This window comes from Dysosmobacter sp. Marseille-Q4140 (assembly GCA_018228705.1).
GTDB lineage: Bacteria > Bacillota > Clostridia > Oscillospirales > Oscillospiraceae > Oscillibacter.
This window is the reverse complement of sequence record CP073694.1, coordinates 3150792-3173187: the sequence shown is the minus strand read 5'-3', so window position 1 is coordinate 3173187 and position 22396 is coordinate 3150792. Positions and strand designations below refer to the sequence as shown.

Annotated in this window: 19 protein-coding genes and 1 other RNA gene; 11 read left to right on the top strand and 9 right to left on the bottom strand. The window is 64.5% G+C overall.

Annotation, left to right across the window (positions count from 1 at the left end):
• Nucleotides 1–117: 117 nt before the first annotated feature.
• The 6 genes from KFE19_15950 to KFE19_15925 form a co-directional block, all read right to left on the bottom strand.
• Complete coding sequence (locus KFE19_15950) at nt 118–642, bottom strand: hypothetical protein (GenBank protein QUO37819.1); 525 nt, start codon at nt 640–642, stop codon at nt 118–120.
• Nucleotides 643–718: 76 nt separating this feature from the next.
• The gene (locus KFE19_15945) at nt 719–1228 is read right to left on the bottom strand and encodes a hypothetical protein (GenBank protein QUO37818.1); all 510 of its coding nucleotides are present in this window, start codon (nt 1226–1228) and stop codon (nt 719–721) included.
• 125 nt (nt 1229–1353) lie between these two features.
• The gene (locus tag KFE19_15940) at nt 1354–1755 is read right to left on the bottom strand and encodes a type II toxin-antitoxin system PemK/MazF family toxin (GenBank protein ID QUO37817.1); all 402 of its coding nucleotides are present in this window, start codon (nt 1753–1755) and stop codon (nt 1354–1356) included.
• Nucleotides 1756–1886: 131 nt separating this feature from the next.
• Nucleotides 1887–3053, bottom strand: coding sequence for an alanine racemase (gene alr / locus KFE19_15935; GenBank protein ID QUO37816.1), 1167 nt, complete (start codon nt 3051–3053; stop codon nt 1887–1889).
• 34 nt (nt 3054–3087) lie between these two features.
• Nucleotides 3088–3726, bottom strand: a complete 639-nt coding sequence (locus KFE19_15930) for a hypothetical protein (GenBank protein QUO37815.1) — start codon at nt 3724–3726, stop codon at nt 3088–3090.
• Between the two features lie 14 nt (nt 3727–3740).
• Nucleotides 3741–5285: an NAD(P)H-hydrate dehydratase gene (locus KFE19_15925; GenBank protein QUO37814.1), complete on the bottom strand. Its 1545-nt coding sequence runs from the start codon at nt 5283–5285 to the stop codon at nt 3741–3743.
• 439 nt (nt 5286–5724) lie between these two features.
• On the opposite strand from KFE19_15925, the gene KFE19_15920 reads away from it, so the two are divergent.
• The 7 genes from KFE19_15920 to KFE19_15890 all read left to right on the top strand — a co-directional run bounded on the left by KFE19_15920 (nt 5725) and on the right by KFE19_15890 (nt 15471).
• The gene (locus KFE19_15920) at nt 5725–6750 is read left to right on the top strand and encodes a phenylalanine--tRNA ligase subunit alpha (protein ID QUO37813.1); all 1026 of its coding nucleotides are present in this window, start codon (nt 5725–5727) and stop codon (nt 6748–6750) included.
• A 221-nt stretch (nt 6751–6971) separates the two neighbouring features.
• Nucleotides 6972–9668: a phenylalanine--tRNA ligase subunit beta gene (locus KFE19_15915; protein ID QUO37812.1), complete on the top strand. Its 2697-nt coding sequence runs from the start codon at nt 6972–6974 to the stop codon at nt 9666–9668.
• A gap of 347 nt (nt 9669–10015) precedes the next feature.
• On the top strand, nt 10016–10261 hold the full coding sequence (locus tag KFE19_15910) for an IreB family regulatory phosphoprotein (protein QUO37811.1): 246 nt from the start codon (nt 10016–10018) through the stop codon (nt 10259–10261).
• 213 nt (nt 10262–10474) lie between these two features.
• Nucleotides 10475–11884 carry a sodium:solute symporter family protein gene (locus KFE19_15905; protein ID QUO37810.1) on the top strand — a complete coding sequence of 470 codons (1410 nt, stop codon included), beginning with the start codon at nt 10475–10477 and terminating at the stop codon, nt 11882–11884.
• 109 nt (nt 11885–11993) lie between these two features.
• Nucleotides 11994–13121 (top strand): aminopeptidase, encoded by a 1128-nt coding sequence (locus KFE19_15900; protein ID QUO39661.1) that lies wholly within the window; start codon nt 11994–11996, stop codon nt 13119–13121.
• Between the two features lie 13 nt (nt 13122–13134).
• The gene (gene pepT / locus KFE19_15895; GenBank protein QUO37809.1) at nt 13135–14394 is read left to right on the top strand and encodes a peptidase T; all 1260 of its coding nucleotides are present in this window, start codon (nt 13135–13137) and stop codon (nt 14392–14394) included.
• 3 nt (nt 14395–14397) lie between these two features.
• On the top strand, nt 14398–15471 hold the full coding sequence (locus KFE19_15890; GenBank protein QUO37808.1) for an aminopeptidase P family protein: 1074 nt from the start codon (nt 14398–14400) through the stop codon (nt 15469–15471).
• 59 nt (nt 15472–15530) lie between these two features.
• On the opposite strand, the gene KFE19_15885 is transcribed toward KFE19_15890, so the two are convergent.
• Complete coding sequence (locus KFE19_15885) at nt 15531–16478, bottom strand: hypothetical protein (GenBank protein QUO37807.1); 948 nt, start codon at nt 16476–16478, stop codon at nt 15531–15533.
• 220 nt (nt 16479–16698) lie between these two features.
• On the opposite strand from KFE19_15885, the gene KFE19_15880 reads away from it, so the two are divergent.
• The gene (locus KFE19_15880; protein ID QUO37806.1) at nt 16699–16896 is read left to right on the top strand and encodes an alpha/beta-type small acid-soluble spore protein; all 198 of its coding nucleotides are present in this window, start codon (nt 16699–16701) and stop codon (nt 16894–16896) included.
• A 259-nt stretch (nt 16897–17155) separates the two neighbouring features.
• Here the strand turns inward: KFE19_15880 and KFE19_15875 are convergent, their stop codons facing one another.
• Together KFE19_15875 and KFE19_15870 are read right to left on the bottom strand one after the other, a co-directional pair.
• A complete protein-coding gene (locus tag KFE19_15875; GenBank protein QUO37805.1) occupies nt 17156–19771 on the bottom strand; it encodes a transglycosylase domain-containing protein in 2616 nt (871 codons plus the stop codon).
• A 77-nt stretch (nt 19772–19848) separates the two neighbouring features.
• Nucleotides 19849–20001 (bottom strand): hypothetical protein, encoded by a 153-nt coding sequence (locus KFE19_15870; protein QUO37804.1) that lies wholly within the window; start codon nt 19999–20001, stop codon nt 19849–19851.
• A 72-nt stretch (nt 20002–20073) separates the two neighbouring features.
• Here KFE19_15870 and KFE19_15865 point away from each other — a divergent pair, with 72 nt between their 5' ends.
• From KFE19_15865 to KFE19_15855, 3 genes are all read left to right on the top strand, one after another.
• Nucleotides 20074–20370 carry a DUF1292 domain-containing protein gene (locus tag KFE19_15865; protein QUO37803.1) on the top strand — a complete coding sequence of 99 codons (297 nt, stop codon included), beginning with the start codon at nt 20074–20076 and terminating at the stop codon, nt 20368–20370.
• A 24-nt stretch (nt 20371–20394) separates the two neighbouring features.
• Nucleotides 20395–20594: non-coding RNA, 6S RNA (gene ssrS, locus KFE19_15860), on the top strand.
• A gap of 219 nt (nt 20595–20813) precedes the next feature.
• On the top strand, nt 20814–22379 hold the full coding sequence (locus KFE19_15855; GenBank protein QUO37802.1) for a peptidylprolyl isomerase: 1566 nt from the start codon (nt 20814–20816) through the stop codon (nt 22377–22379).
• Nucleotides 22380–22396: the final 17 nt, after the last annotated feature.

The window sequence follows — 22396 nt, the reverse complement described above, 5'->3', positions numbered from 1 at the left end:
GCCGCTCCGCCGGTGGGGCGGAACGCAACATATGGTGGCCGCTTCTGCGTTATTATACCACACCTTTTTTTAATATGGTATACATAATTTGCGTCCGGCACATCTTTTTCCTGATTTTCACAGCACCGGCCGCTCCCGGCTGTCAAAGGCATACACCCAGTACCGCTCACCCCGAACCCGGCAGGGCCTGGCGAAGCAGAACAGGCCCGTCAGCGGCACCGGCCGCCGGGGGTCATAGGGCACCGCCAGCAGCAGCGTCTGCCCCTCCCGCCGCCACAGAAGGCCGGGGACCTCCCGCAGTCCGCGGCGCAGCCAGGGGGAGCGGAACAGCGCCTCGGCCTCCGCGGGAGCCCAGTCCCCCGCCGCCTCCTCCGGCGGCGAGGCGGGCCGCACCTCTCCCCGCAGCAGCCGCCCCGCCGGGGCGGTCATCCGGTGGGAAAAGCGCCGCCGCAGCACCGCCGCGTCCCCCTGGGGCTCCAGGACCCCCAGCCGCAGCTCTCCCCGGTCCCCTACGGCCCAGGCGCACCAAAGTCCCTCCCCCGGCAGGGCGCAGCGGACGGAAAAGCAGGTGTACAGCGCCTCCCGCTCCGCCGTCAGCTCGCCCACGGACCGCTCCTTCCACAACAGCGGAAACTTGTCCATACCCCCGCTCCCTTCCGCGAAAACGCCCGTCTGCGCAATCCTATGCGCAGACGGGCGCGGGTATGCCCACACGCGGTCAGGCGATGGTATAGCTTCCCCGGACCAGCAGCTTGGTGGTGGCGGCGGTGGCCTTGACGCCCCGTCCCTCCACGGTCATCATATACAGGTGGTTCTGCACCAGAGCGGCCCCGCCGGCCAGGGTGGTGGCGGCGCTCTCGTCGATCAGGCCAGGACTGGAGGGCGCCACGCAGGTGGCGGTGCCCACCCGCAGCATCACCTCGCAGCCGATGTCTCCGGTGAGGACCTGGCCGCTGGAGAGGGTCACCACCGTGAAGGCGGAGGCCGTGGTGGTGCCGCCGGAGGTGGTCTGGCCGCCCAGCTGCTGGACGATCTGACTGTTGCGCTGGGCGATCTTGGCGTCCACCTTCTCCAGGATCTGACCCAGGAAGGTGTCGTTGAGGTAGCTGAGGGTCACCAGGGGATCCTGGGAGGACCCGGCCTCCGCCGCCAGGGACACGGTGCAGCTGAGCACCAGGCTCAGCGCCAGCATGGCCGCCATCCGCAGATACCAACGATTTTTCTTCATATGTACCATCCTTTCCGCCCGACGCCGGGCCTGTCCGCCTTTGCGGCAGAAGGCCGCCGCGCCGGGTAGACGCTTATTCTGACGTTCCCCTGAAAAGGGGCCGCCCTTTTCAGGGGAACCATCTCTCAGACCAGCTGGTCGTGAGGCAGTCCGAAGCTCACTGCGATCGCCAGGTCCACCCGTTCCATCACGCCTTCCTCCACATGGCCCATTTTCTCCCGCAGCCGCTTTTTATCCAGGGTCCGCACCTGCTCCAGCAGGACCACGGAATCCCGGCTCAGGCCGCAGCTCTGTTCCACGGGGAGGTCGATATGTGTGGGCAGCCGGGCCTTCCCGGTCTGGGAAGTGATGGCCGCCGCGATCACGGTGGGGCTGTAACGGTTTCCGGTGTCGTTCTGGATGATCAGGACCGGCCGGACGCCGCCCTGCTCACTGCCGACCACCGGGGAGAGATCGGCATAGTAAATATCGCCGCGCTTGACACTCGTATCCACAAAGTTCACACTCCGCCGAAATGAAGTACCCATCACCGGATGCTCTGTCCGGTGAGGCCACTTTCATTCTCCCACGCAGGATCGGAATTTATTCCGTCAAGTGGGTAAAATTCCGGCGTCCTCGCCCCGCAGTATCCTATGCGGCGGCGGTGCGAAGTGTGACTTTACTGGAGGCGCAGGGCCCGTTCCACCACCTGTCCGTCCCGCAGGTAGACCCGGGGCACCCGCTTGCTGACGGCGCAGAGCAGCTCGTAGGAAATGGTGTCCAGCAGCTGTGCCAGATGGTCCACGCTCTGGCGCCGGCCGAAGATCTCCACCTCGCTGCCCACCTTCACGTCGGGCAGGCCGGTCAGATCCACCATGGTCATGTCCATGCAGATCCGACCCCGGATGGGGGCGGGCCCCTGGTCCGTCACCACGGCAAGACGGTTGGAAAGCCCCCGGAACAGCCCGTCGGCATAGCCGATGGGCAGCACGCCGATGCGGGCCTTGTCCGCCGCGCGGTAGGTGCGGCCGTAGCTGATGTCGGTGCCGGGGTCGAAGATCTTGATGGTGGAGACGCTGGACTTGAGGGTCATCACCGGCCGCAGGCCCAGCCGCTTGGCGTCGTCTCCCACGCCGTACAGGGCGATGCCGGGCCGGACCATATCCAGGTACATCTCCGGATACCGGGCCAGGGCGCCGCTGTTGGCGCAGTGGCGGATGGGGAAGGTCCGCCCCCGCTCCGCCAGGGCGTTCACCACCCGCAGGAACAGGGCGAACTGCTCCCGGGTGTAGGCCTCGCTGTCCGTATCGTCCTCGTCGGAGACGGCGAAGTGGGTGAAGATGCCCTCCGCCTCCAGCCCCGGCAGGGCGCAGGAGGCGGCGATGGCCTCCACGCCGCCGTCAAAGTGTTCGTCCCGCACCAGGAAACCCAGCCGGGACATGCCGGTGTCCACCTTGATGTGGACCTTCAGCCTCCCGCCGCAGGCAGACGCCGCGGCATTGTACTCCTCCGCCTTGGCCCGGGCGGACACCGCCTGGGTGATATGGTAGCGGATCAGCTCCGGCACCATCTCCGGCGGGGTGTGCCCCAGGATCAGGATGGGGGCGTCGATGCCGCCGTGGCGCAGCTCCCGGGCCTCGTCCAGACTGGACACCGCCAGGTAGTCGGCCCCCAGCTCCTCCAGTTGGGCGGCCACCTGGATGGCACCGTGGCCGTAGGCGTCGGCCTTCACCACGCCCAGATACCGCACGCCGGGCCCCGTCAGCTCCCTGGCCCGGCGGTAGTTGTGGGCCAGGGCGTCCAGGTCGATCTCCGCCCAGGTGCGCCGTAAGATCGTATCTTCCATACTTGTTGGGTCACCTTCTGACTGTATGTGCCTCTCAGGCGGCGGGAGAAGCCTCCTGCCCCGCCTGATCGTCGGCGTCCATTGTATCATAAAAGAGGAACTCCGTAAAGTCCGCCGTCAAAATGATTTCGTCCTCCACGGCGATCTCCCCCCGGACCGGGGTGCCGTCCTCCGTGCGGAGCCAGACCGTGGAGAGGATCTTCCCATCCTGGGGACCGCTCTGGTCCACGGTCAGCCGCAGGCAGGGCGTGCCGTTCCAGTCCTCGGTGTTCTCCTCCAGCAGCCACCCGTCCCGCAGGGCGCTCATCAGCCGGGGCAGGCACGCAAGAGGGCTCACCTCCTGGGAGCTGAGCGTCCCGGCCCCCAGGCACAGGTCCTCATATTCCAGGGACAGCTCCTCCCCGGTGATGACCGCCCGGACACCGGCGATGGTCTCCGGAGAGAGCACCTCCACCGTGGTCTCCCCGCCGGGGACGTAGGTGCACAGGACCTCCGCCTGCCACAGCTGCTCCCCCTCGCTCCAGGCGATCTCCGCGGTCATCTCGCAGCCTGCCATGTCGGCGTAGGGCCGACGCAGCGACGCCGCGTCGGGCCCGGCTTCCCCGCCCGCTCCGCCGCAGCCGGCCAGCAGCAGGCACAGGGTCATCATTGGTACGCACATCCACTTGCGCACCCGCAAAACCTCCGTTACTCCAAAATCTCCCGGAATGCCTCCGGCAGGGCGGACACCACGTCCTCCGGGGCGGCGCCGTAGGCGGTGAGCCGCCCCTCCGCCACTTCCCCGGCGCGGCCGTGGAGCCACACGGCCCCCGCCGCCGCCTGGACCGCCGGGGCTCCCTGGGCCAGCAGGGCGGCGATGAGCCCCGTCAGCACGTCGCCGCTGCCGCCCTTGGCCAGGGCGGAGGTGCCGGTGGTGTTCACCAGCACGTTGCCCGCCGGCGACGCCGTCACCGTCCGGTGGCCCTTGAGCACCAGCACGCAGCCGTGGGCGGCGGCGAAGTCCCTGGCGGCGCCCACCCGGTCTCCGCCGGTCAGGTCCCCGCCGATCCGGGCGAACTCCCCGTCGTGGGGCGTCAGCACTGTGATCCGGTCCCGCCGGGCGTCCAGTACATCCATATGCCCGGCCAGGGCGTTTATGCCGTCGGCGTCCAGCACCACCGGGCACTGCGTCTCCGCCAGCAGCGCCCGGGCCAGCTCCGCCGCCTCCTTCTCCCGGCTCAGGCCCGGCCCCAGGGCCAGCACGTCGCACGCCTTCACCCGCTCCCGCAGTTCCTCCAGGGCCTTGCGGGACAGCGCCCCGTGCCTGTCCTCCAGGGGGAAGGGCATGGCGCCGGTGCACTTGGCGGCCTCCACGGCCCAGATGGCCGCCGGCACGCCCAGGTACACCAGCCCGGCGCCGCCCCGGACCGCGGCGGAGGCCGTGAGGTACGGCGCGCCGGTATAGCCCACGGCACCGCCCGCCACCAGCACCTTGCCGAAGGTGCCCTTGTGGCCGTCGGCCCTCCGGGGCGGCAGGGCCGCCCGGACGAAGTCCCGCTCCACGGTCTGGGCCGGGCACCGGAGCCTGCGCACCAGGTCCGCCGGGATGCCGATATCGATGACGTCCACCCTGCCGGAATACAATGCCCCGTCCCCCGCCGCCTGACCGATCTTGGGCAGGGTGAAGGTGACGGTCCGGTCCGCCCGGACGGCGGCGCCCAGGATGCGGCCCGTGTCCGCCTCCACGCCGCTGGCGATGTCGGCGGCCACCACGGCCCCCCGGCTTTCGTTCATCCACCCGATGGCGGCGGCATAGGCGCTGTCGGGGGCGACGGGACGGCTGAGGCCCACGCCGAAGAGGGCGTCCACGCACACGTCCGCCCCCAGCACGAAGCGCCGCTGGTCCGGATCCGCCGGATCGAAGGGCTCCAGTTCCACGCCGCACTCACTGAGGCGCCCCGTCTCCTCCAGGGCGTCGGGAGTCAGCTTTTCATAGCTGCCCGCCAGAAACGCCCGGACCCGGACGCCCTTCAAAAACAGATGCCGCGCCGCGCCGATGCCGTCCCCGCCGTTGTTCCCGGCGCCGCACAGCACCGCCGCCGTGCACCGGCCCGGCCGGTCCGGCAGCAATTCCAGCGCCGCGCCGGCCACCGCCTTCGCCGCCCGCTCCATCAGGCCGATGGAGGGGATGCCCCGGTCCTCGATGGCCTGCCGGTCCAGTTCCCGCATCTGGGCGGATGTGGTCAGTTTCATAGGTGGCACCTCCGTTTTTCATGATCGTCTCTGCACACATTATAAAAAAACGGCACTGTCTTTGCAATCCCTCCCGGCCGCCCGGCAAAAATTGACGACGGGGGGATTTTTCTCTTGCATTTCCCAACTTTCTGTGCTATAAGTGGTAATTGTATCAGCGATGAACGGGAAAATGACCGTGAAACGCCGCCAAGAGAGGGTCGGTCACCGGCTGCGAGCCGACCTGCGGAACGTCCGGCCTGGTTCGCCCGGGAGCCGCCGTGGAGACACGGACGGGTGCCCTCCGTTACCGGGGCGTCAAGTGCGCATGGGGAGCCATGCGAATTTGGGTGGTACCGCGGAAGCTTCGCCTTTCGTCCCAACGGGGACGGAGGGCGTTTTTTTGTTGTCCGCCCTTCCCCTCACATCACGAAATCCTTGAAAAGGAGTTATCAGGAATATGAAAGAACAACTGGAAGCCATTCGCAAACAGGCCCTGGCGGACTTTGCCGCCGCCGGCGACGCCGCCGGGCTGGACGCCCTGCGGGTGAAGTACCTGGGCAAGAAGGGCGAGCTGACGGCTTTGCTCAAGCAGATGGGCAAGCTCTCCGCCGAGGAGCGCCCCGTCATGGGCCAGCTGGCCAACGCCGTCCGGGCCGACCTGGAGTCCGCCCTGGAGGCCCGGGCCGCCCAGCTGGAGGAGGCGGCCCTGGAGCAGCGGCTCCGGGACGAGGCCCTGGACATCACCATCCCCGGCAAGGCTCCCAAGCTGGGCCGCCGCCATCCCATGTACCAGGCTTTGGACGAGCTGAAGGACATCTTCATCTCCATGGGCTTCACCGTGCTGGACGGCCCCGAGGTGGAGCTGGCGGAGTACAACTTCGACCGCCTCAACGCCGAGGAGGGCCACCCCTCCCGGGACTGGTCCGACACCTTCTACTTCGATGCCGACAGCCGGGTGATGCTCCGCTCCCAGACCAGCCCCATGCAGGTCCGGGCCATGGACTCCATGGAGCTGCCCATCCGCATCATCGCCCCCGGCCGCGTCTACCGCAAGGATGAGGTGGACGCCACCCACTCCCCCATGTTCCACCAGGTGGAGGGCATGGTCATCGACAAGGGCGTCACCATGGCGGATCTGAAGGGCACGCTGAACACGCTGGTGGAAAAGCTCTACGGCAAGGGCACCAAGACCCGTTTCCGCCCCCACCACTTCCCCTTCACCGAACCCTCCTGCGAGATGGACGTCCAGTGCCACAAGTGCGGCGGCGTGGGCTGCCCCACCTGCAAGGGCGAGGGCTGGATCGAGCTGCTGGGCGCCGGCATGATCCACCCCAAGGTGCTGAAGATGGCCGGTATCGACCCGGAGGTCTACTCCGGCTGGGCCTTCGGCATCGGTCTGGAGCGCACCGCCATGCGCCGGTTCAAGATCGCCGACCTGCGGCTGATCTTCGAGAACGACGTGCGGTTCCTGGAGCAGTTCTGAGATCCTCGAAGGGGAGCAGGCTCCCCCTCGACCTCCCCCACCACCAGTGACATCGGTCACTGGTGCGCGCGCCCCAAGGGCGCGCAGGTCGGGGTATTTTCGCCACGTACACGCCGCGGCGAAAATGATTTGAATTTCTTCGCGCTCCGCGCGAAGTTCCCGGGGCTTGAAAAAGCCGCCGGTCATCTGAGAATGTCCATCCCAATGGAAGGAGTTTCAATATGTTATTAAGCAGAAAGTGGCTCAGCGAGTTTGTGGACGTTGACGCCAATGATAAGGAATTTGCCGAGGCTATGACCCTGTCCGGATCCAAGGTGGAGGTCACCGAGGACCTGGGGGCCGAGATCTCCAACGTGGTGGTAGGCCGGGTGCTCTCCATGGAGCGCCACCCGGACAGCGACCATATGTGGGTGTGCCAGGTGGACGTGGCCCAAGACCAGCCGGTCCAGATCGTCACCGGCGCCTGGAACGTCCATGTGGGCGATCTGGTGCCCGTGGCTCTGCACAAGTCCACCCTCCCCGGCGGCAAAAAGATCGAGAAGGGCAAGCTGCGGGGCGTGGAGTCCAACGGCATGCTGTGCGGCCTGTACGAGCTGGGCCTGGACGAGCGGGACTTCCCATACGCCGCCATCATCCCCGCCGCCCTGCTGAACGACTACAAGCCTCTGGATCCGGCCAAGCCCTCCATCCCCGCCGATGTCCAGCCGGGCCACAAGATCTACGGCCCCGTGGTGGCGGCCGGCGTCAAGGAGGTCATCCCCCACCAAAACGGCTGGACCGTTACTCTGGACCTGGGCGACGGTCACATCGCTCCGCACGACACCGCACTGCCCAACATTCACGCCGGTGACATGGTCGCGTACAACACCGACAAGGCACTGATCTGCACCCTGGCCGATCTCCACGCCCAGCAGGCGGAGTTCCCCCACTGCATCCCCGACGGCATTTTCATCCTCCGCGAGGACTGCAAGCCCGGCGACGACCTCAAGCCCGTCATCAACGCCGACGACCACGTGGTGGAGTTTGAGATCACCCCCAACCGGCCCGACTGCCTCAGCGTCATCGGCCTGGCCCGAGAGGCGGCGGCCACCTTCGACAAGCCCCTGCGGCTCCACGAGCCCGTGGTCAAGGGCGGCGCCGAGGGCGTGCTGACGGACCTTCTGGACGTGGAGACCCCGGACGCGGACCTGTGCCCCCGGTACACCGCCCGGATGGTCCGCAACGTGAAGATCGCCCCCTCCCCCAAGTGGATGCGGGAGCGGCTGCGGAGCATGGGCGTGCGCCCCATCAACAACATCGTGGACATCACCAACTACGTCATGCTGGAGTACGGCCAGCCCATGCACGCTTTCGACTACCGCTATGTCAAGGGCGGCAAGATCATCGTCCGCCGGGCCGCCGACGGCGAGGAGCTGACCACCCTGGACGGCAACGTCCGCAAGCTGACGGGCAACATGCTGGTCATCGCCGACGAGACCCGGGCCGTGGGCCTGGCGGGCGTCATGGGCGGCGAGAACAGCGAGATCGTGGCGGACACCGCCGACGTGGTGTTCGAGTCCGCCTGCTTCGACGGCACCTGCATCCGCAAGACCGCCCTGGCCCTGGGCATGCGGACCGAGGCCTCCGCCAAGTTTGAAAAGGGCCTGGATCCCCTGAACACCCTGCCCGCCGTCAACCGCGCCTGCGAGTTGGTGGAGCTGTTGGGCGCCGGCGAGGTGGTGGACGGCATCATCGACGTGCTGAACTTCGTGCCCCAGCCCCGGGTGCTGAAGCTGGAGCCGGAGAAGATCAACGGCCTGCTGGGCACCGACGTGGCAAAGGACGAGATGGTCCGCATCCTCCGGAAGCTGGACTTCACCGTGGAGGGCGATCAGGTGACCGTTCCCTCCTGGCGCGGCGACGTGGAGGGCATGGCGGACCTGGCGGAGGAAGTGGCCCGGTTCCACGGCTACAACAACATCCCCGTCACCCTCATGCGGGGCCAGACCACCCTGGGCGGCTTCGGCGCCGAGGAGCTGCTGGAGCGCCGCTGCGGCGCCGTGTGCCGCGCCATGGGCTATGACGAGATCATCACCTACTCCTTCATCTCCCCCACCCAGTACGACAAGATTCTCTGGCCGGCGGACTACGCCCGCCGGGAGTCCTTCAAGATCCTCAACCCCCTGGGTGAGGACACCTCCATCATGCGCACCACCACTCTGCCCTCCATGCTGGAGATCCTGACCCGGAACTACAACTACCGCAACCAGGATGTGAAGCTCTACGAGGTGGGCCGGGTCTACCTGCCCGGCGGCGAGGATGGCCTTGCCGACGAGCGCAAGGTCCTGACCCTGGGCGCCTACGGCGGCGATATGGACTTCTACGCCATGAAGGGTACCATCGAGGCCATTTTGAAGGACCTGCGGGTGGACGAGATCCGTTTCCAGGGCCCCACCGGCGCCCCCAGCGACGCCTCCTACCACCCCGGCCGCTGCGCCACCGTCTGGGCGGGCAGCAGCTGCATCGGCATCTTCGGCCAGATCCACCCGCTGGCGGCCCGGAATTACGGCGTGGACACGGAGTTCTACTGCGCGGAGCTGAGCCTGGACCAGTTGAGCCAGGCCCAGGGTCCCGATCCCGAGTACGTGCCCCTGCCCAAGTTCCCCGCCGTGGAGCGGGACATCGCCGTGGTCTGCGACAAAGCCGTCACCGTGGGCGCGCTGGAGGACTGCATCCGCAAGGGCGCCAAGGGCCTTTTGAAGGACGTGGCCCTGTTCGACATCTACACCGGCGCCGGCATCCCCGAGGGCAAGAAGTCCGTGGCCTTCAGCCTGACCCTCCGGGCCGACGACCGCTCCCTGACCAGCGAAGAGGCGGATGCAGACGTGAAGAGCATCCTGGAGACGCTGGAAAAGGACCTGGGCGCCGTGCTACGCTGAGGCTGCCGCCGCCTCTTCGGGGCCCCCGCACCGCGGGGCGCGCGTCAGCGCGTACAAGCGTCCCGGCCTTGCCGGGACCTTGGCGCCAGGCGGAATTCACTTCCGCCGCGCAAGTGCCGATGGGTCCCCGCAAGCACCCCGCGCTTGCGGGACCGGCGGATGCAGACGTGAAGAGCATCCTGGAGACGCTGGAAAAGGACCTGGGCGCCGTGCTGCGCTGAGCGGCATCCCTCTGCGGAAAATCTTTTGTAAATTTCCCCGGGAAACGCTTTACAGCCTTTCAAAAAGCGAGTATACTAGGTCTTGTATTGGGGCTGGCTTTGCCTCACAAGAAAGGCGGTGTCTGCATGGACGATTTTACCCGGAAATTCAATATTGCGATGGAGAAGGACGCGGAACTCCACCAGATCCTGTCCACCGTCTATCAGGCACTGGAGGAGAAGGGCTACAATCCCATCAACCAGATCGTGGGCTATATCCTCTCCGAGGATCCCACCTATATCACCAACCACAACAACGCCCGGACCCTGATCCGCAAGATCGACCGGGACGAGTTGCTGCAAGTGCTGGTGCGGAAATATCTGGGCCAGTGACCGTGTAAGATCCGAAACCGGGGAGGCAGCAGCCTCCCCGGTTTTTCCTGCGGTCCCCTCCGCCCCGTCTGTTTTCGCCCCATGCCCGCCGGCCTGTGCGCCTCCTTGACAGCGCGGAGGACGGCACGCCCCCTCCCGTACCTTTCTTGACATTACTTCCGCAGTGCGGTAAAATTTTTCCACCATCGACACAACAGAGGAGAGAGAAACACAATGGGTTATATCATTGCCATCGGAGCGTACCTGCTCCTGCTGATGATCTACGGCATGGTCATCGCGCACAAGAAAGTCAAGACCGCCGACGACATGGTCACCGGCGGCCACCGCATCCCCTTCATCGTTCTGGTGGGCACGCTGCTGGCCACCTGGTGCGGCGGCGGCGGCATCACCGGCTCCGCCAGCGTGGTGTACACCGGCGGCCCCTGGGTGGGCCTCATCACCTTCGCGGCGCCCCCCATCGGCATCATCCTGCTGTACTTCATCGCCGGAAAGGTCCGCAAGTCCAATAAGGTCACAGTGCCGGAGATCATGGAGGCCCGCTACGGCAAGGCCGCCAGCATCATCTCCGCCCTGTGCGTCATGCTGGCCTACGTGGGCGTGCTGGCCACCCAGCTGAAGGCAGCGGCGGACATCATCGTGCTGCTGTGCTCTTCCAGCGGTGTGGAGATCTCCCACGGCGTGGCGCTGGCCATCTGCACCATCATCATCGCCGTGATCACCGTGGGCGGCGGCCTGGTGTCCGTGGCCTACTCCGACGCTGTCAGCGCCCTGCTGATGGTGGGCGGCTTCTTTGCCGCCATCCCCATCCTGATGGCGGCAGCCTCCGCCCAGGGCGCTACCCTGCCTCCGGAGAAGATGACCATTACCGGCGGCATGTCCGGCTGGGAGCTGCTGGGCTACTTCCTGCCCTCCCTGGCGCTGATGCTGGGTGACCAAAACATGCTGCAGCGGTTCGCTTCCGCCAAGAACAGCGACGAGGCCAAAAAGTCCAACATCGGCATGTTCATCGGTGAGATCCTGGTCATCATCAGCATCGTGCTGATCGTCACCCAGGCGGCCAAGCTGTATCCCACGCTGGAGACGCCCTCCAACGTCATCTTCCAGGTGGCTGTGGATTATCTGCCCCTGGTATTCGGCGCGCTGGTGATGTGCGCCTGCATGGCCTTCATCGTCACCACGGCGGACAGCTACCTGCTCTCCTCCGCCACCAACCTGACCAACGACATCTATGTCAAGTACATCCGCAAGGACGCCACGGACCGTCAGAAGATGCTGGTCCTGCGGCTGACCATCGTGGTGTTCAGCGTCATCGCCGTGGCCCTGACGCTGTACTTCCCCACCGTCCTGGCGCTCCAGATGACCGCCTACACCATGTACGGCGCCGCCATCACCCCCGCCATCCTGTTTGCCCTGTTCTCCAAGCGGGTCACGCCTGCGGCGGGCCTTGCCGGCATCCTGGTGGGCGGCGCGGCCACCATCATCTGGACGCTGATGGGGACCCCCGGCGGCGTGCAGTGCGCCATCGTGGCGGTGCCCGCCTCCGTGGTGGCCATTTTGATCGTCTCTGCCGTCACCAAGGGCAGCGCCCAGCGCTCCCTGGAGGCCCTCTATCAGGAAAACTGAATTCCAGGGGCTGCCGGTCCCTGACAAAATGCCGGAAGCCGGAATGGTTTTCGGCATTTTGCTTGACCGCAAGTCCCGTATTCTCAAGAGAAAGGAAGTCGTTCCCGCCATGGAAGATCCCCGCATCCGCACCTTTGCCCGCTTTCTCATCCGCAGCGCCGTGGGTCTGGAGGCCGGTGAGAAAATCCTCATCGAGCTCCACGGCAGTGAGACGGGCCTGATGAAGGCCCTGGTCCAGGAGGCCTACGCCGCCGGCGGCAAGCCCTTCATCCACATCTTTGACTACACCGTGGAGGGCGCCCTGGTCCAGGGAGCCGACGACGCCCACATGGAGGAGATCGCCGCCTATGAGCTGGCGCGCATGAAGGACATGGACGCCTACATCGACATCCGCGCCACCCCCAACATCAGCGCCTGGCACAACGTCTCCGACGAGGCCCAGCGCCGCTACCGGCAGTTCTACTGGGGTCCCATCCACCTGGCGGAGCGGTGCAACCACACCAAGTGGTCCGTCCTGCGCTACCCCAACGACGCCATGGCCCAGCTGGCCGGCATGTCCACGGAGGAGTATGAGGACTTCTACTTCCGGGCCTGCCTGGTGGACTACGACAAGATGGGACGGGCCATGGAGCCGCTCCAGAAGTGGATGGCCCGAACCGACAAGGTCCATATCCTGGGCCCCGGCACCGACCTGACCTTCTCCATCAAGGGCATTCCCAGCTTCGGCATGCACGGCAACCGCAACATCCCCGACGGCGAGATCTACACCTCCCCGGTCCGGGAGTCCGTCAACGGCCGCATCACCTACAACTGCCCCTCCCCCTACGACGGCTTCTTGTTCCGGGACGTGTGCCTGGAGTTCCGGGACGGAAAGATCGTGGAGGCCACCAGCAACAACACCCCCTACATGAACGAGATCTTCGACATCGACGAGGGCGCCCGCTACGTGGGCGAGTTCGCCTTCGGCGTCAACCCGGTCATCACCAAGCCCATCGGCGACATCCTCTTTGACGAGAAGATCGCAGGCAGCTTCCACCTGACCCCCGGCAACAGCTACGACAACGCCTCCAACGGCAACCACTCCGCCGTCCACTGGGACCTGATCCAGATCCAGACGCCGGAGTACGGCGGCGGCGAGATCTGGTTCGACGACGTGCTGATCCGCAAGGACGGCCTCTTCGTGCCGGAAGATCTGCAGTGCCTGAACCCGGAAAACCTGCTGTCCGACAAAGAATAAGGAGGGACTTCTCGTGGACAATGTTGTGGACCGCCTGATCCGCTACGCCAAAATTTATACCGAGAGCGACTACCACGCCCCCGCCGACGCCGCCCCCAGCACCCGGCGCCAGTTCGATCTGGCCCATCTGCTGGTGGAGGAGCTGCGGGGCCTGGGCGTGGAAAACGCCCGCTGCGACGAGACCTGCTACGTCTATGCCACCATCCCCGCCACGCCGGGCTGCGAGCACCTGCCCGCCATCGGCCTCATCGCCCACATGGACACCACTCCCGACATGACCGGCAAGGACGTCAAGCCCCAGGTGCTGCACTACGACGGCGGCGACCTGGTGCTCAACCGGGAGCAGAACATCGTCATGGAGGCCGCCAAGTTCCCCGAGCTGCAAAAATTCGAGGGCCAGGATCTGGTCTGCACCGACGGCACCACCCTGCTGGGCGCCGACGACAAGGCCGGCGTGGCCATCATCCTCCAGGCGGTGGAGGAGCTTCTGGCCGAGGGCGCTCCCCACGGCAAGCTCTGCCTGGGCTTCACCCCCGACGAGGAGATCGGCCGGGGCACCGACCACTTCGACGTGGCCGGCTTCGGCGCCGACTTCGCCTACACCCTGGACGGCGGCGACATCACCGACTATGAGTACGAGACCTTCAACGCCGCCAAATCCGTGGTCACCATCAACGGCTTCAGCATCCACCCCGGCACCTCCAAGGACAAGATGAAAAACGCCATCCTCATCGCCCAGGAGTTCAACGGCCTGCTGCCGCCTCTGGAGACCCCGGCCCACACCGAGGGCTATCAGGGCTTCTTCCACCTCCAGGAGATGCACGGCATGGCGGAGAAGGCCGTGATGGAGTACATCGTCCGGGACCACAGCATGGAGCGGTTCCTCCAGCGCAAGGCCGCCCTGGATCAGGCCGCGGAGCAGATCGACCGCCGCTACGGCCCCGGCACCGCCGTGGTGGACACCCAGGACCAGTACTACAACATGTATGAGGTGCTCAAGGACCACATGGAGATCGTGACCCTGGCGGAGGCGGCCATGAAGGCCGCCGGCATCGCCCACCCCACCCACTCCCCCATCCGGGGCGGCACCGACGGGTGCATGCTGACCTACAAGGGCCTGCTGTGCCCCAACCTGCCCAGCGGCGGACACAATGCCCACGGCCGGTTCGAGTTCGCGCCGGTGGAGTCCCTCAAGACCGGCGTGCGGACTGTGAAGGCCCTGGTGTCCCCGGCGCTGGTGGAAACTGTGATCTTGAAGAAAGAGGAGAACTGAACCATGTATGAAAAGCGCATCCAGCGGGTTCTGGAGGCCCTGGAGGCCATGGGCCTGGAGCAGATGATCGTCTCCGACCCGGACAGCATCTGGTATCTCACCGGCTACTATGTATACCCCTTTGAGCGGCTTTTCGCCCTGTACCTGCGGCGGGACGGGAACCACAAGCTGTTTTTGAACCGTCTGTTCCCGGTGCCGGAGGCGCCCTGGGAGCAGGTGTGGTTCTCCGATACCGACGATTACCTCTCCATCCTGGCCCAGCACGTGGACGGCACAAAGCCCATGGGCGTGGACAAGGACTGGCCGGCCCGGTTCCTGCTGCCTTTGATGGCGGCCCATCCGGGGTGCCGGTGCGTGGTGGCCTCCGACTGCGTGGACGACGCCCGGGCCTGCAAGGACGCGGCGGAGCGGGACTTGATGCGCACCGCCTCCGCCATCAACGACACCGTCATGGAGCGGACCATAACCTTCATCCGGGAGGGCATGACGGAGCGGGAGATCGCCGACTACATCGTCGCCCAGTACGCCGCCGAGGGCTGTGACGCCGTGGCCTTCCAGCCCATCGTCTCCTTCGGCGCCCACGCCGCCGACCCCCACCACGAGGCGGACCAGACCCGGCTGAAGGCCGGAGACTGCATCGTCATCGACATGGGCTGCCGGAAGGACCGGTACTGCTCCGACATGACCCGCACCTTCTTCTGCGGCCAGCCGGCGGCCAAGCACGCCGCTATCCACGATCTGGTCCGGGAGGCCAACGAGCGGGCCGAGGCCCTGATCCGGCCCGGCGTGCCCCTGCGGGACCTGGACAAGGCCGCCCGGGACCACATCGCCGCCGCCGGCTATGGGGAGTTCTTCACCCACCGTCTGGGCCACTTCATCGGCCAGACCGAGCATGAGAAGGGCGACGTCAGCTCCGCCACGGACCTGATCGCCAAGCCCGGTATGGTGTTCTCCATCGAGCCCGGCGTATATCTGCCCGGCGAGTTCGGCGTCCGGGTGGAGGATCTGGTGCTGGTGACGGAGGACGGCTGCGAGATCCTCAACCACGTGGACAAGCACTGGCGCAGCGTTGGCTGACCGGCACTATTTCAAAAAAACAGCGGACGGCGAAACTGCCGTCCGCTGTTTTCTTTTTTTCAGGCCTCCGACACCAGCCGGTCCAGATCCGCCTGGGCGGCAGAGAGCTGGTGCTCCGCCTCCGCCAGCTCTCCGTTGATCCGGTCCTGGATGCCCCGGATGCGGCTTTGCAGGCCGTACATCTCGTTCTGGGACCGCTGGATCTGATCCCGGACCATCCAGTCGCTGAAAATGTTGTCGAAAAAGATATCCACCGCCTGCATCATGCCGCCGGGCCGGACGTCGAACTGCTCCAGCCGTTCCACATCCGCCAGTTCCGCCTGATAGCGGCGCAGATCGCCCCGCAGAGCTTCGATCTGATTCTGAGCCTCGTCCAGGCGGCTGTACTTCATCATATCCGCCACCAGGCCGCCGCCCAGGAGATCCCAGGTGCTCCAGCCGCCGGCACTGTCCAGCTTGTCAATGGCCCCGCCCAGCCGCTCCAGGACCCGGTCGCCGGCGGTCAGCGCCTCCCGCAGCTCCCGGCGGCGGGCGATCAGGGCGGCGATGCGGTTCTCCAGACTGCCGATCCGCTCCCGCAGATCCGGGTCCGCGGCTTTCAGCGCCTCCTGACGGCTGCGGAGGAAGGCCTCGTACCGCTCCGGACAATCCGCCGAGGCCCGGATGCGGTCCTGGCAGGCCTCCAGTTCCCGCTGCACCTCCTCCAGCTGCCGCTGGGCGCTCTGGTACTGCAAGCGGGCCGCCAGGGCCTCCGCCTCCTCCTGCTCCAGCCGCTCCTCCTTCCGGCCGGTGAGGCTGGCCAGCAGCGCGGAGAGGCTCGCCCCCTCCAGCCGGTCCACGTCGGCCTGCTCCTTGTCCCAGGCCTGCCGCAGCCGCTCCGCCTCCCGGCGGCACTGCCACTCCTGCTGCCGCAAAGTCTCCAGCAGGGCCTGGTCCCGCCGCAGAGCGGCCAGTTCCTCCCGCAGGCGGGTCAGCTCCTGCCGCGGGTCTGTCAGGTGCTCGGTCATCGTCCTCTCCTCCTTGTCGTCCGCTCATCATTTTTCATCCGATTGATTTGACGCTATTGTAGCACTCCGGCAGCTATTTCGTCGTTACAAATCTGTGACAAGCAGATTTTTCCGGCGAAAAAGCGGAATATTCCCCATGGTTCGAGTCAAACTAGGCTCGCGATACCCAGCAAGAACCCAAACAACAAAACCGATGATTTAGGAAAAGGAGAACATCAACATGTCTGCTAAGAATAACAACAAGATCAACGTCCCCGAGGCCCGTGCCGCTATGAACAAGTTCAAGATGGAGGCCGCCTCTGAGGTGGGCGTCAATCTGAAGGAAGGCTACAACGGTGACCTGACCTCCCGTCAGGCCGGCTCCGTGGGCGGCCAGATGGTCAAGAAGATGATCGAGTCCTACGAGAAGAGCCTGTAAGCTCCCTCTGCTCCCAAAAAGGCGGCCCGGCAAATGCCGGGCCGCCTCAGCGCGGCGAAAAAACTTTTCACCGCGCTGAGCAAGTTTTTTGAACCTTCAAAAAGGTCAAAAAACGGATGATTGAAAACGAAAGACACCCCTCCTGGGTTTCTTTCGTAGCTATCTTCCTTCCCGTTGCGTAAGACTTTCTTTTTCCCCCGGATAGACCAAGGCGGCCCGGCAAATGCCGGGCCGCCTTTTCGCATAACCCATACGGGATTCAGTTGGTGGGAGCGGGGCCGATGATGTTGGCCCACCACTCTTCCTGGCTCCCGCCGGTGCCGTCTCCGCTCTCCGGCGTCTGATTGGCCGGATTGTTGGGGTCGTCGTCGATAAAGGGCGCGTCGGGGTCATTGGGGTCCACCGGGACGTTGGGATCCACCGGAACCACCGCCGCGGTGGTGTGGACAGGGCATCCGCCGCTCTCTTCCGCGGCCTTTTCCAGCGAGGAGATGAGATAGGCGTCGTCGTCGGCCTTAATGCTCTCGCCGTAGTCCTCCCGCACATAGTCCAGATAGCCCTTCTGCACCACAGAGGTCTCCGGGCAGAATTCACCGGCCAGGCAGTTGCCCTCGGTGCAGATGTTCACCAGTTTGTGGAGCGTGCACTCCTCTTTTGGCTCTGTCCCGGTAGCCACCGTCACCTGAACGGCCCGGTCACCCCGGGAATCGGCGTGGCAGGCGTCGGTACAGAGCAGGCCGCTGTCGGCACAGATGGTGACCGTGGTCAGGCCGGTAGAGGGCTTGGCAAAGGACTTATTCTCCAAATCGGCGTGGACCTGCTGCATCACCTGCTTCCACAGCGACGCCGCCGGGTTCACAGAGTAGCTGATGCGCTCGTTCTCCTTGTAGCCGACCCAGACCGCCGCCACATAGTAGGGCGTGTAGCCCACGAAGTAGCGGTCGAAGTTGTCGTTGGTGGTACCGGTCTTGCCGGCGATGCTCATGCCGTTGAAGCGGGCGGCACCGCCGGTGCCGTTGCTGACGGCCTTTTGCAGCATGGTGGTCATGAGGTACGCCGTGGACTCCTTCATAGCCACGTGCTGTTCACCGGTGTTCTCCAGGATCACTGTGGAGTTGTCCTCACCCAGTACCTTGAGATAGGTCTTGGGCTCGTTGTAAATGCCGCTGTTGGCGAAGGAGGCGTAGGCCGCCGCCATCTCCACGGTGGAAAGGCCGTAGGTCAATCCGCCCAGGCCCAGAGGACTCACATCCATATCCTCGGGCGACAGACTCAGCCCCAGCTTCTCCGTGGCAAAGGCGTAGGCGTTGGTGACGCCGCCCTTCTGGAGCGCCTGGACCGCGATGGTGTTGATGGATTTCTGGATACCCATGCTGACGCTGGTCCAGCCGGTGTAAGTGTTGGGCGAGTTCTTGGGCCAGGGAGACCCGTTCATCAGCTGGACAGGATAGTTGTCAAAGGTGGTGCCGGGATTGATGGCACCGGAGTCCAGCGCCGGGGCATAGGCCGTCAGGGGCTTGATGGAAGAGCCGGGCTGCTGGATATCCGTGGCGTAGTTCCACAGGAGGTTGCCCTCCTTTGGACCCATATCGCCCACCATGGCCACGATATTGCCGGCATAGGGGTCGATGATGGTGATGCCGGAGTGGATCAGCTGGCCGGAGGCGGAGGTCAGATTGTTCAGACTCCCCCGATCCTCATAGACCGACTCAGCGATGGACTGGATCTCCGGGTCCAGCGTGGTGTAGATGTGATAGCCGCCGTTGTAGAGGAGCGTCTCCGCCTCCTTGGTGGAAATGCCCTTCTCCTCCACCAGGTCCGCCGTCACGTCCCGGATCACCTGATCCACGAACCAGGAGTTATACATGCTCTCTCCGGTGGCCTCCGCCACCACGTCGTCGGCGGAGGTGGAGCCGTCGGTGAACTGGAGGACCTCATCCTTGGCGGCCTGCGCCTGCTCCTCGGTCAGATAGGTGCTCCAGCTCTCCGGGTCGCTCAGGTCATCCTTCATGGTAGCGGGGCCCTTGACCTCCGCCATCTTGTTGAGAATGTTCTCCTGGCGCTCCTTGTTCAGTTCCCGGGGCGTGGTGGTAGTTCCATCCTCCCGGGTGATGGTGATGTCGTACATGGGGCCGTACATGGAGGGGTTGTTGGTGATGGCAATAAGGCTGGCGCACTCCGCCACGTCCAGCTCGCTGACATCCTTGCCGAAGTAGAACTGCGCGGCGGTCTGGACGCCGTAACAGCCCTGACCCAGGTAGATGAAGTTGAGATAGAGCTCCAAAATATCCCACTTGGTATAATTCTTCTCAAACTCCAGAGCGCGGAAGATCTCCCGGACCTTCCGGTTGACGGTGCCGTCGTTGTCCTTGGTCATGTTTTTGAGCACCTGCTGGGTGATGGTGGAACCGCCGAAGGTATCCTTCGTGTCGGTCACCAGGTTCACCGCGGCACCCAGGGTCCGTTTCCAGTCCACGCCGTTGTGCTCGAAAAAGCGCTGATCCTCAATGGCCACCGCCGCCTGCCACAAAGCGTCCGGCATGTCCTCGATGTCCACCCAGATGCGGTTTTCCGTGCCGTGGATGGTCTGATACTCCACCCACTCCCCGCTCGCCTTATCCTGATAATAGATAAAGGAGCTGTAATTCATGGTGTAATCGTCGGCGTTCACCTGGAGCACCGGAGTCAGCGTAGTCTCCGCGTACTTCATAAAAATCCAGGCCATCATGGCCGACGTGCACACGCCGATCAGCACCAGCGTCATCAGGACGAACAAGAACCGCTTGACGATTCTTCCCGCGCCGCCGCGCCGCTTGGGCTTGGGCTCCCGGCGGGGCGGCGTTTTGGGCGCTTCCTCCCGTCTGCCGTGTTCCATGGCGGGCACCTCCTTCTTTCGTGTGATGTTTGCGAAAAAGCGGTCTGCCGCACCGCCGCTCCGGCGGCCGCATAGGCTCACAACTCGCCATAATACTTACTATTGTACCACTGCGTGTCAACACTGAAAAAGTCGCTTTTTATCGGTAAAAAGTTCCCACTCCCTGCAATTTTTTTCTTTTTGGCCTGGAAAATTCCTGCTGATCCATGCATCTTTTCGTCATTTTCCAAAGTTCCCCCCCTTGCAATCCGGTGCGAACTCGTGTAAAATGACAATACCCAAGAAGAGAAGGAGGACCGACCATGAGCGAAGAGTTCGGCCCCACGTTCATCACCGTTACCGACGAGGATGGGAAAGAGCTGGTGCTGGAGTTTGTGGATACCCTGGAGCACAACGGCCAGACCTACCAGGCCTTTTTCCCCGCCGAGACCGAGGGCGAGAATGAGGACGACCCGGACAACGGCCTGGTGATCCTGAAGGTGATCCACGAAGACGGGGAGGACCTGTTCTCCACACTGGACAGCGACGAGGAGATCGACACGGTCTACGAGCTGTTTATGGAGCAGCTGTTTGCCGACGAGGAGGAGGACCCCTCCTGAGCGGAGGATCGTTTTTTGTTGTATGATACCCTGCGGGGTGCGTGATAGGTCTTTTTTTAACCCACATTTCGTTATAAGGGATGCCAGATCAGTTCGTGGTTCGCAGGCCTCCCGGCTGCCGTCTGCGGCTGGAAGTTGGAAGCGATAAAGCGCGCTGGAGGCAACCCACCTGGCCGTGAAGGTGCAGGTTATAACGAGCCCTACACGGCCGCCGCGGGGTGTCTTTATGCGAAGCAGCAACGCTGCTTCATTTTTTTGTCATTTTTCCTCCGCTCCCCCTGCTTCCGCCCCATATTTCCTCGGCTTTCCGCCGGGAATCCACATTTTCCACTTGCACAATGGCGCCATATCCGGTATAATGTGCAAGTGCGTAATTTCCGGATCCACGCCGCCCTTCGCGGCGGCGCACCGTGCACTTGAAAACTTGAGAGGACTGAACACAAATGAGCGCATCGAGAGAAAAGAAGAACCGTCAGGATCAGGCCGGCTCCGGCTGGGTCGATCCCAAGACCGCCCGGGAGGCCAAGCAGCGCAAGGAAGAAAAGCGCAACAACCTCCTCTACGGCACCATTTTTGTGATCTTCCTGCTGGTGGCCGCGGCCGCTATCGTCTGGAAGTCCAACATCATCCAGCGGACTGCCACCGCCGTCACCATCGACGGAGAGAAGTACACCGCCGCTGAGGTGAACTACTACTACCAGAACCTCTACCAGACCTTCCTCCAGAACAATTACAGCTATCTCAGCTATATCGGCATCGACACCACCACCTCCTTGAAGGACCAGACCGTGTCCTCCATGGGCACCATGTTCACCGGCGCTGAGGAGGGCACCACCTGGCACGACTACTTCCTGGACCAGGCCCTGGACCAGATGGCCGACACCCAGGCTCTGGAGGCTGCCGCCGAGGCCGACGGCTACACCTGGACCGATGAGATGCAGGCCAGCCTGGATGAGTCCATGGAGGCTCTGTCCTCCAATGCCGCCACCTACGGCTATACCGAAAAGCAGTATCTCAGCATGATCTTCGGCAGCACCATGACCAAGAGCGTCTATGAGGAGCAGACCAAGCGCTCCATCCTGGTCAGCAGCTATATCACCGACTATCAGAACTCCCTGACCTATACCGAGGACGAGCTGGAGGAGGCCTATGAGGCCGACCGCAACAGCTACGATCTGGTTTCCGCCCAGTATGTCCGCGTCAGCGGCGCCGCTGCCACCACCGACGACGAGGGCAACGAGATCGAGGTCACTGAGGAGATGTCCGCCGAGGCCATGGCTACCGCCAAGGAGATTGCCGATCAGATCTATGCTGACTGGCAGGCTGGCGGCGACCTGCAGGAGCTGGCGGACGCCAGCGAGGGCAGCGCCACCTATACCGACACTGACAGCGCCACCTATGCCAGCTCCACCCTGAACGACTGGCTCTTTGACGACGCCCGCGAGGCCGGCGACTCCGCCGTGCTGGAGGACGAGTCCGGTTCCGCCTACTATGTGGCGGTGTTTGAGAGCAAGTCCCGTAATGACTACGACACCGTGGATGTGCGCCACATCCTGATCCAGCCCGAGGCCAGCGAGCTCTCCAGCGACGACGAGGGTTACGAGGACGATGTGGCCGCCAAGAAGGCCGAGGCTCTGGAGAAGGCCGAGGCCCTGCTGGAGGAGTGGAAGGCCGGCGAGGCCACCGAGGACTCCTTCGCTGAGCTGGCCAAGACCAACTCCTCCGACGGCTCCGCCTCCGAGGGCGGCCTGTACACCGAGGTCTACAAGGGCCAGATGGTGGCCGAATTTGAGGACTGGTGCTTCGATCCCGCCCGTCAGGCCGGCGACACCGGCGTGGTGGAAACCACCTACGGCGCCCATGTCATGTACTTCGTGGGCTATGACACTCCCTACTGGCAGGTCCAGGTCCGGAACAACCTGCGCACGGACGCCGTGAACCAGTGGTACGAGGAAAAGACCGGTGAGCTGACTGTGGAGCAGGGCTCCGGCATCAGCTACGTGGGCTGAGCCTCCGGTCCACCGGG

Bases quoted from the DNA above. Each gene is read 5' to 3' on its own strand.
- KFE19_15950 (QUO37819.1), bottom strand. From the start codon at position 642: ATGGACAAGTTTCCGCTGTTGTGGAAGGAGCGGTCCGTGGGCGAGCTG.
- KFE19_15945 (QUO37818.1), bottom strand. From the start codon at position 1,228: ATGAAGAAAAATCGTTGGTATCTGCGGATGGCGGCCATGCTGGCGCTG.
- KFE19_15940 (QUO37817.1), bottom strand. From the start codon at position 1,755: ATGGGTACTTCATTTCGGCGGAGTGTGAACTTTGTGGATACGAGTGTC.
- alr (QUO37816.1), bottom strand. From the start codon at position 3,053: ATGGAAGATACGATCTTACGGCGCACCTGGGCGGAGATCGACCTGGAC.
- KFE19_15925 (QUO37814.1), bottom strand. From the start codon at position 5,285: ATGAAACTGACCACATCCGCCCAGATGCGGGAACTGGACCGGCAGGCC.
- KFE19_15920 (QUO37813.1), top strand. From the start codon at position 5,725: ATGAAAGAACAACTGGAAGCCATTCGCAAACAGGCCCTGGCGGACTTT.
- KFE19_15915 (QUO37812.1), top strand. From the start codon at position 6,972: ATGTTATTAAGCAGAAAGTGGCTCAGCGAGTTTGTGGACGTTGACGCC.
- KFE19_15910 (QUO37811.1), top strand. From the start codon at position 10,016: ATGGACGATTTTACCCGGAAATTCAATATTGCGATGGAGAAGGACGCG.
- KFE19_15905 (QUO37810.1), top strand. From the start codon at position 10,475: ATGGGTTATATCATTGCCATCGGAGCGTACCTGCTCCTGCTGATGATC.
- KFE19_15900 (QUO39661.1), top strand. From the start codon at position 11,994: ATGGAAGATCCCCGCATCCGCACCTTTGCCCGCTTTCTCATCCGCAGC.
- KFE19_15890 (QUO37808.1), top strand. From the start codon at position 14,398: ATGTATGAAAAGCGCATCCAGCGGGTTCTGGAGGCCCTGGAGGCCATG.
- KFE19_15885 (QUO37807.1), bottom strand. From the start codon at position 16,478: ATGACCGAGCACCTGACAGACCCGCGGCAGGAGCTGACCCGCCTGCGG.
- KFE19_15880 (QUO37806.1), top strand. From the start codon at position 16,699: ATGTCTGCTAAGAATAACAACAAGATCAACGTCCCCGAGGCCCGTGCC.
- KFE19_15875 (QUO37805.1), bottom strand. From the start codon at position 19,771: ATGGAACACGGCAGACGGGAGGAAGCGCCCAAAACGCCGCCCCGCCGG.
- KFE19_15865 (QUO37803.1), top strand. From the start codon at position 20,074: ATGAGCGAAGAGTTCGGCCCCACGTTCATCACCGTTACCGACGAGGAT.
- KFE19_15855 (QUO37802.1), top strand. From the start codon at position 20,814: ATGAGCGCATCGAGAGAAAAGAAGAACCGTCAGGATCAGGCCGGCTCC.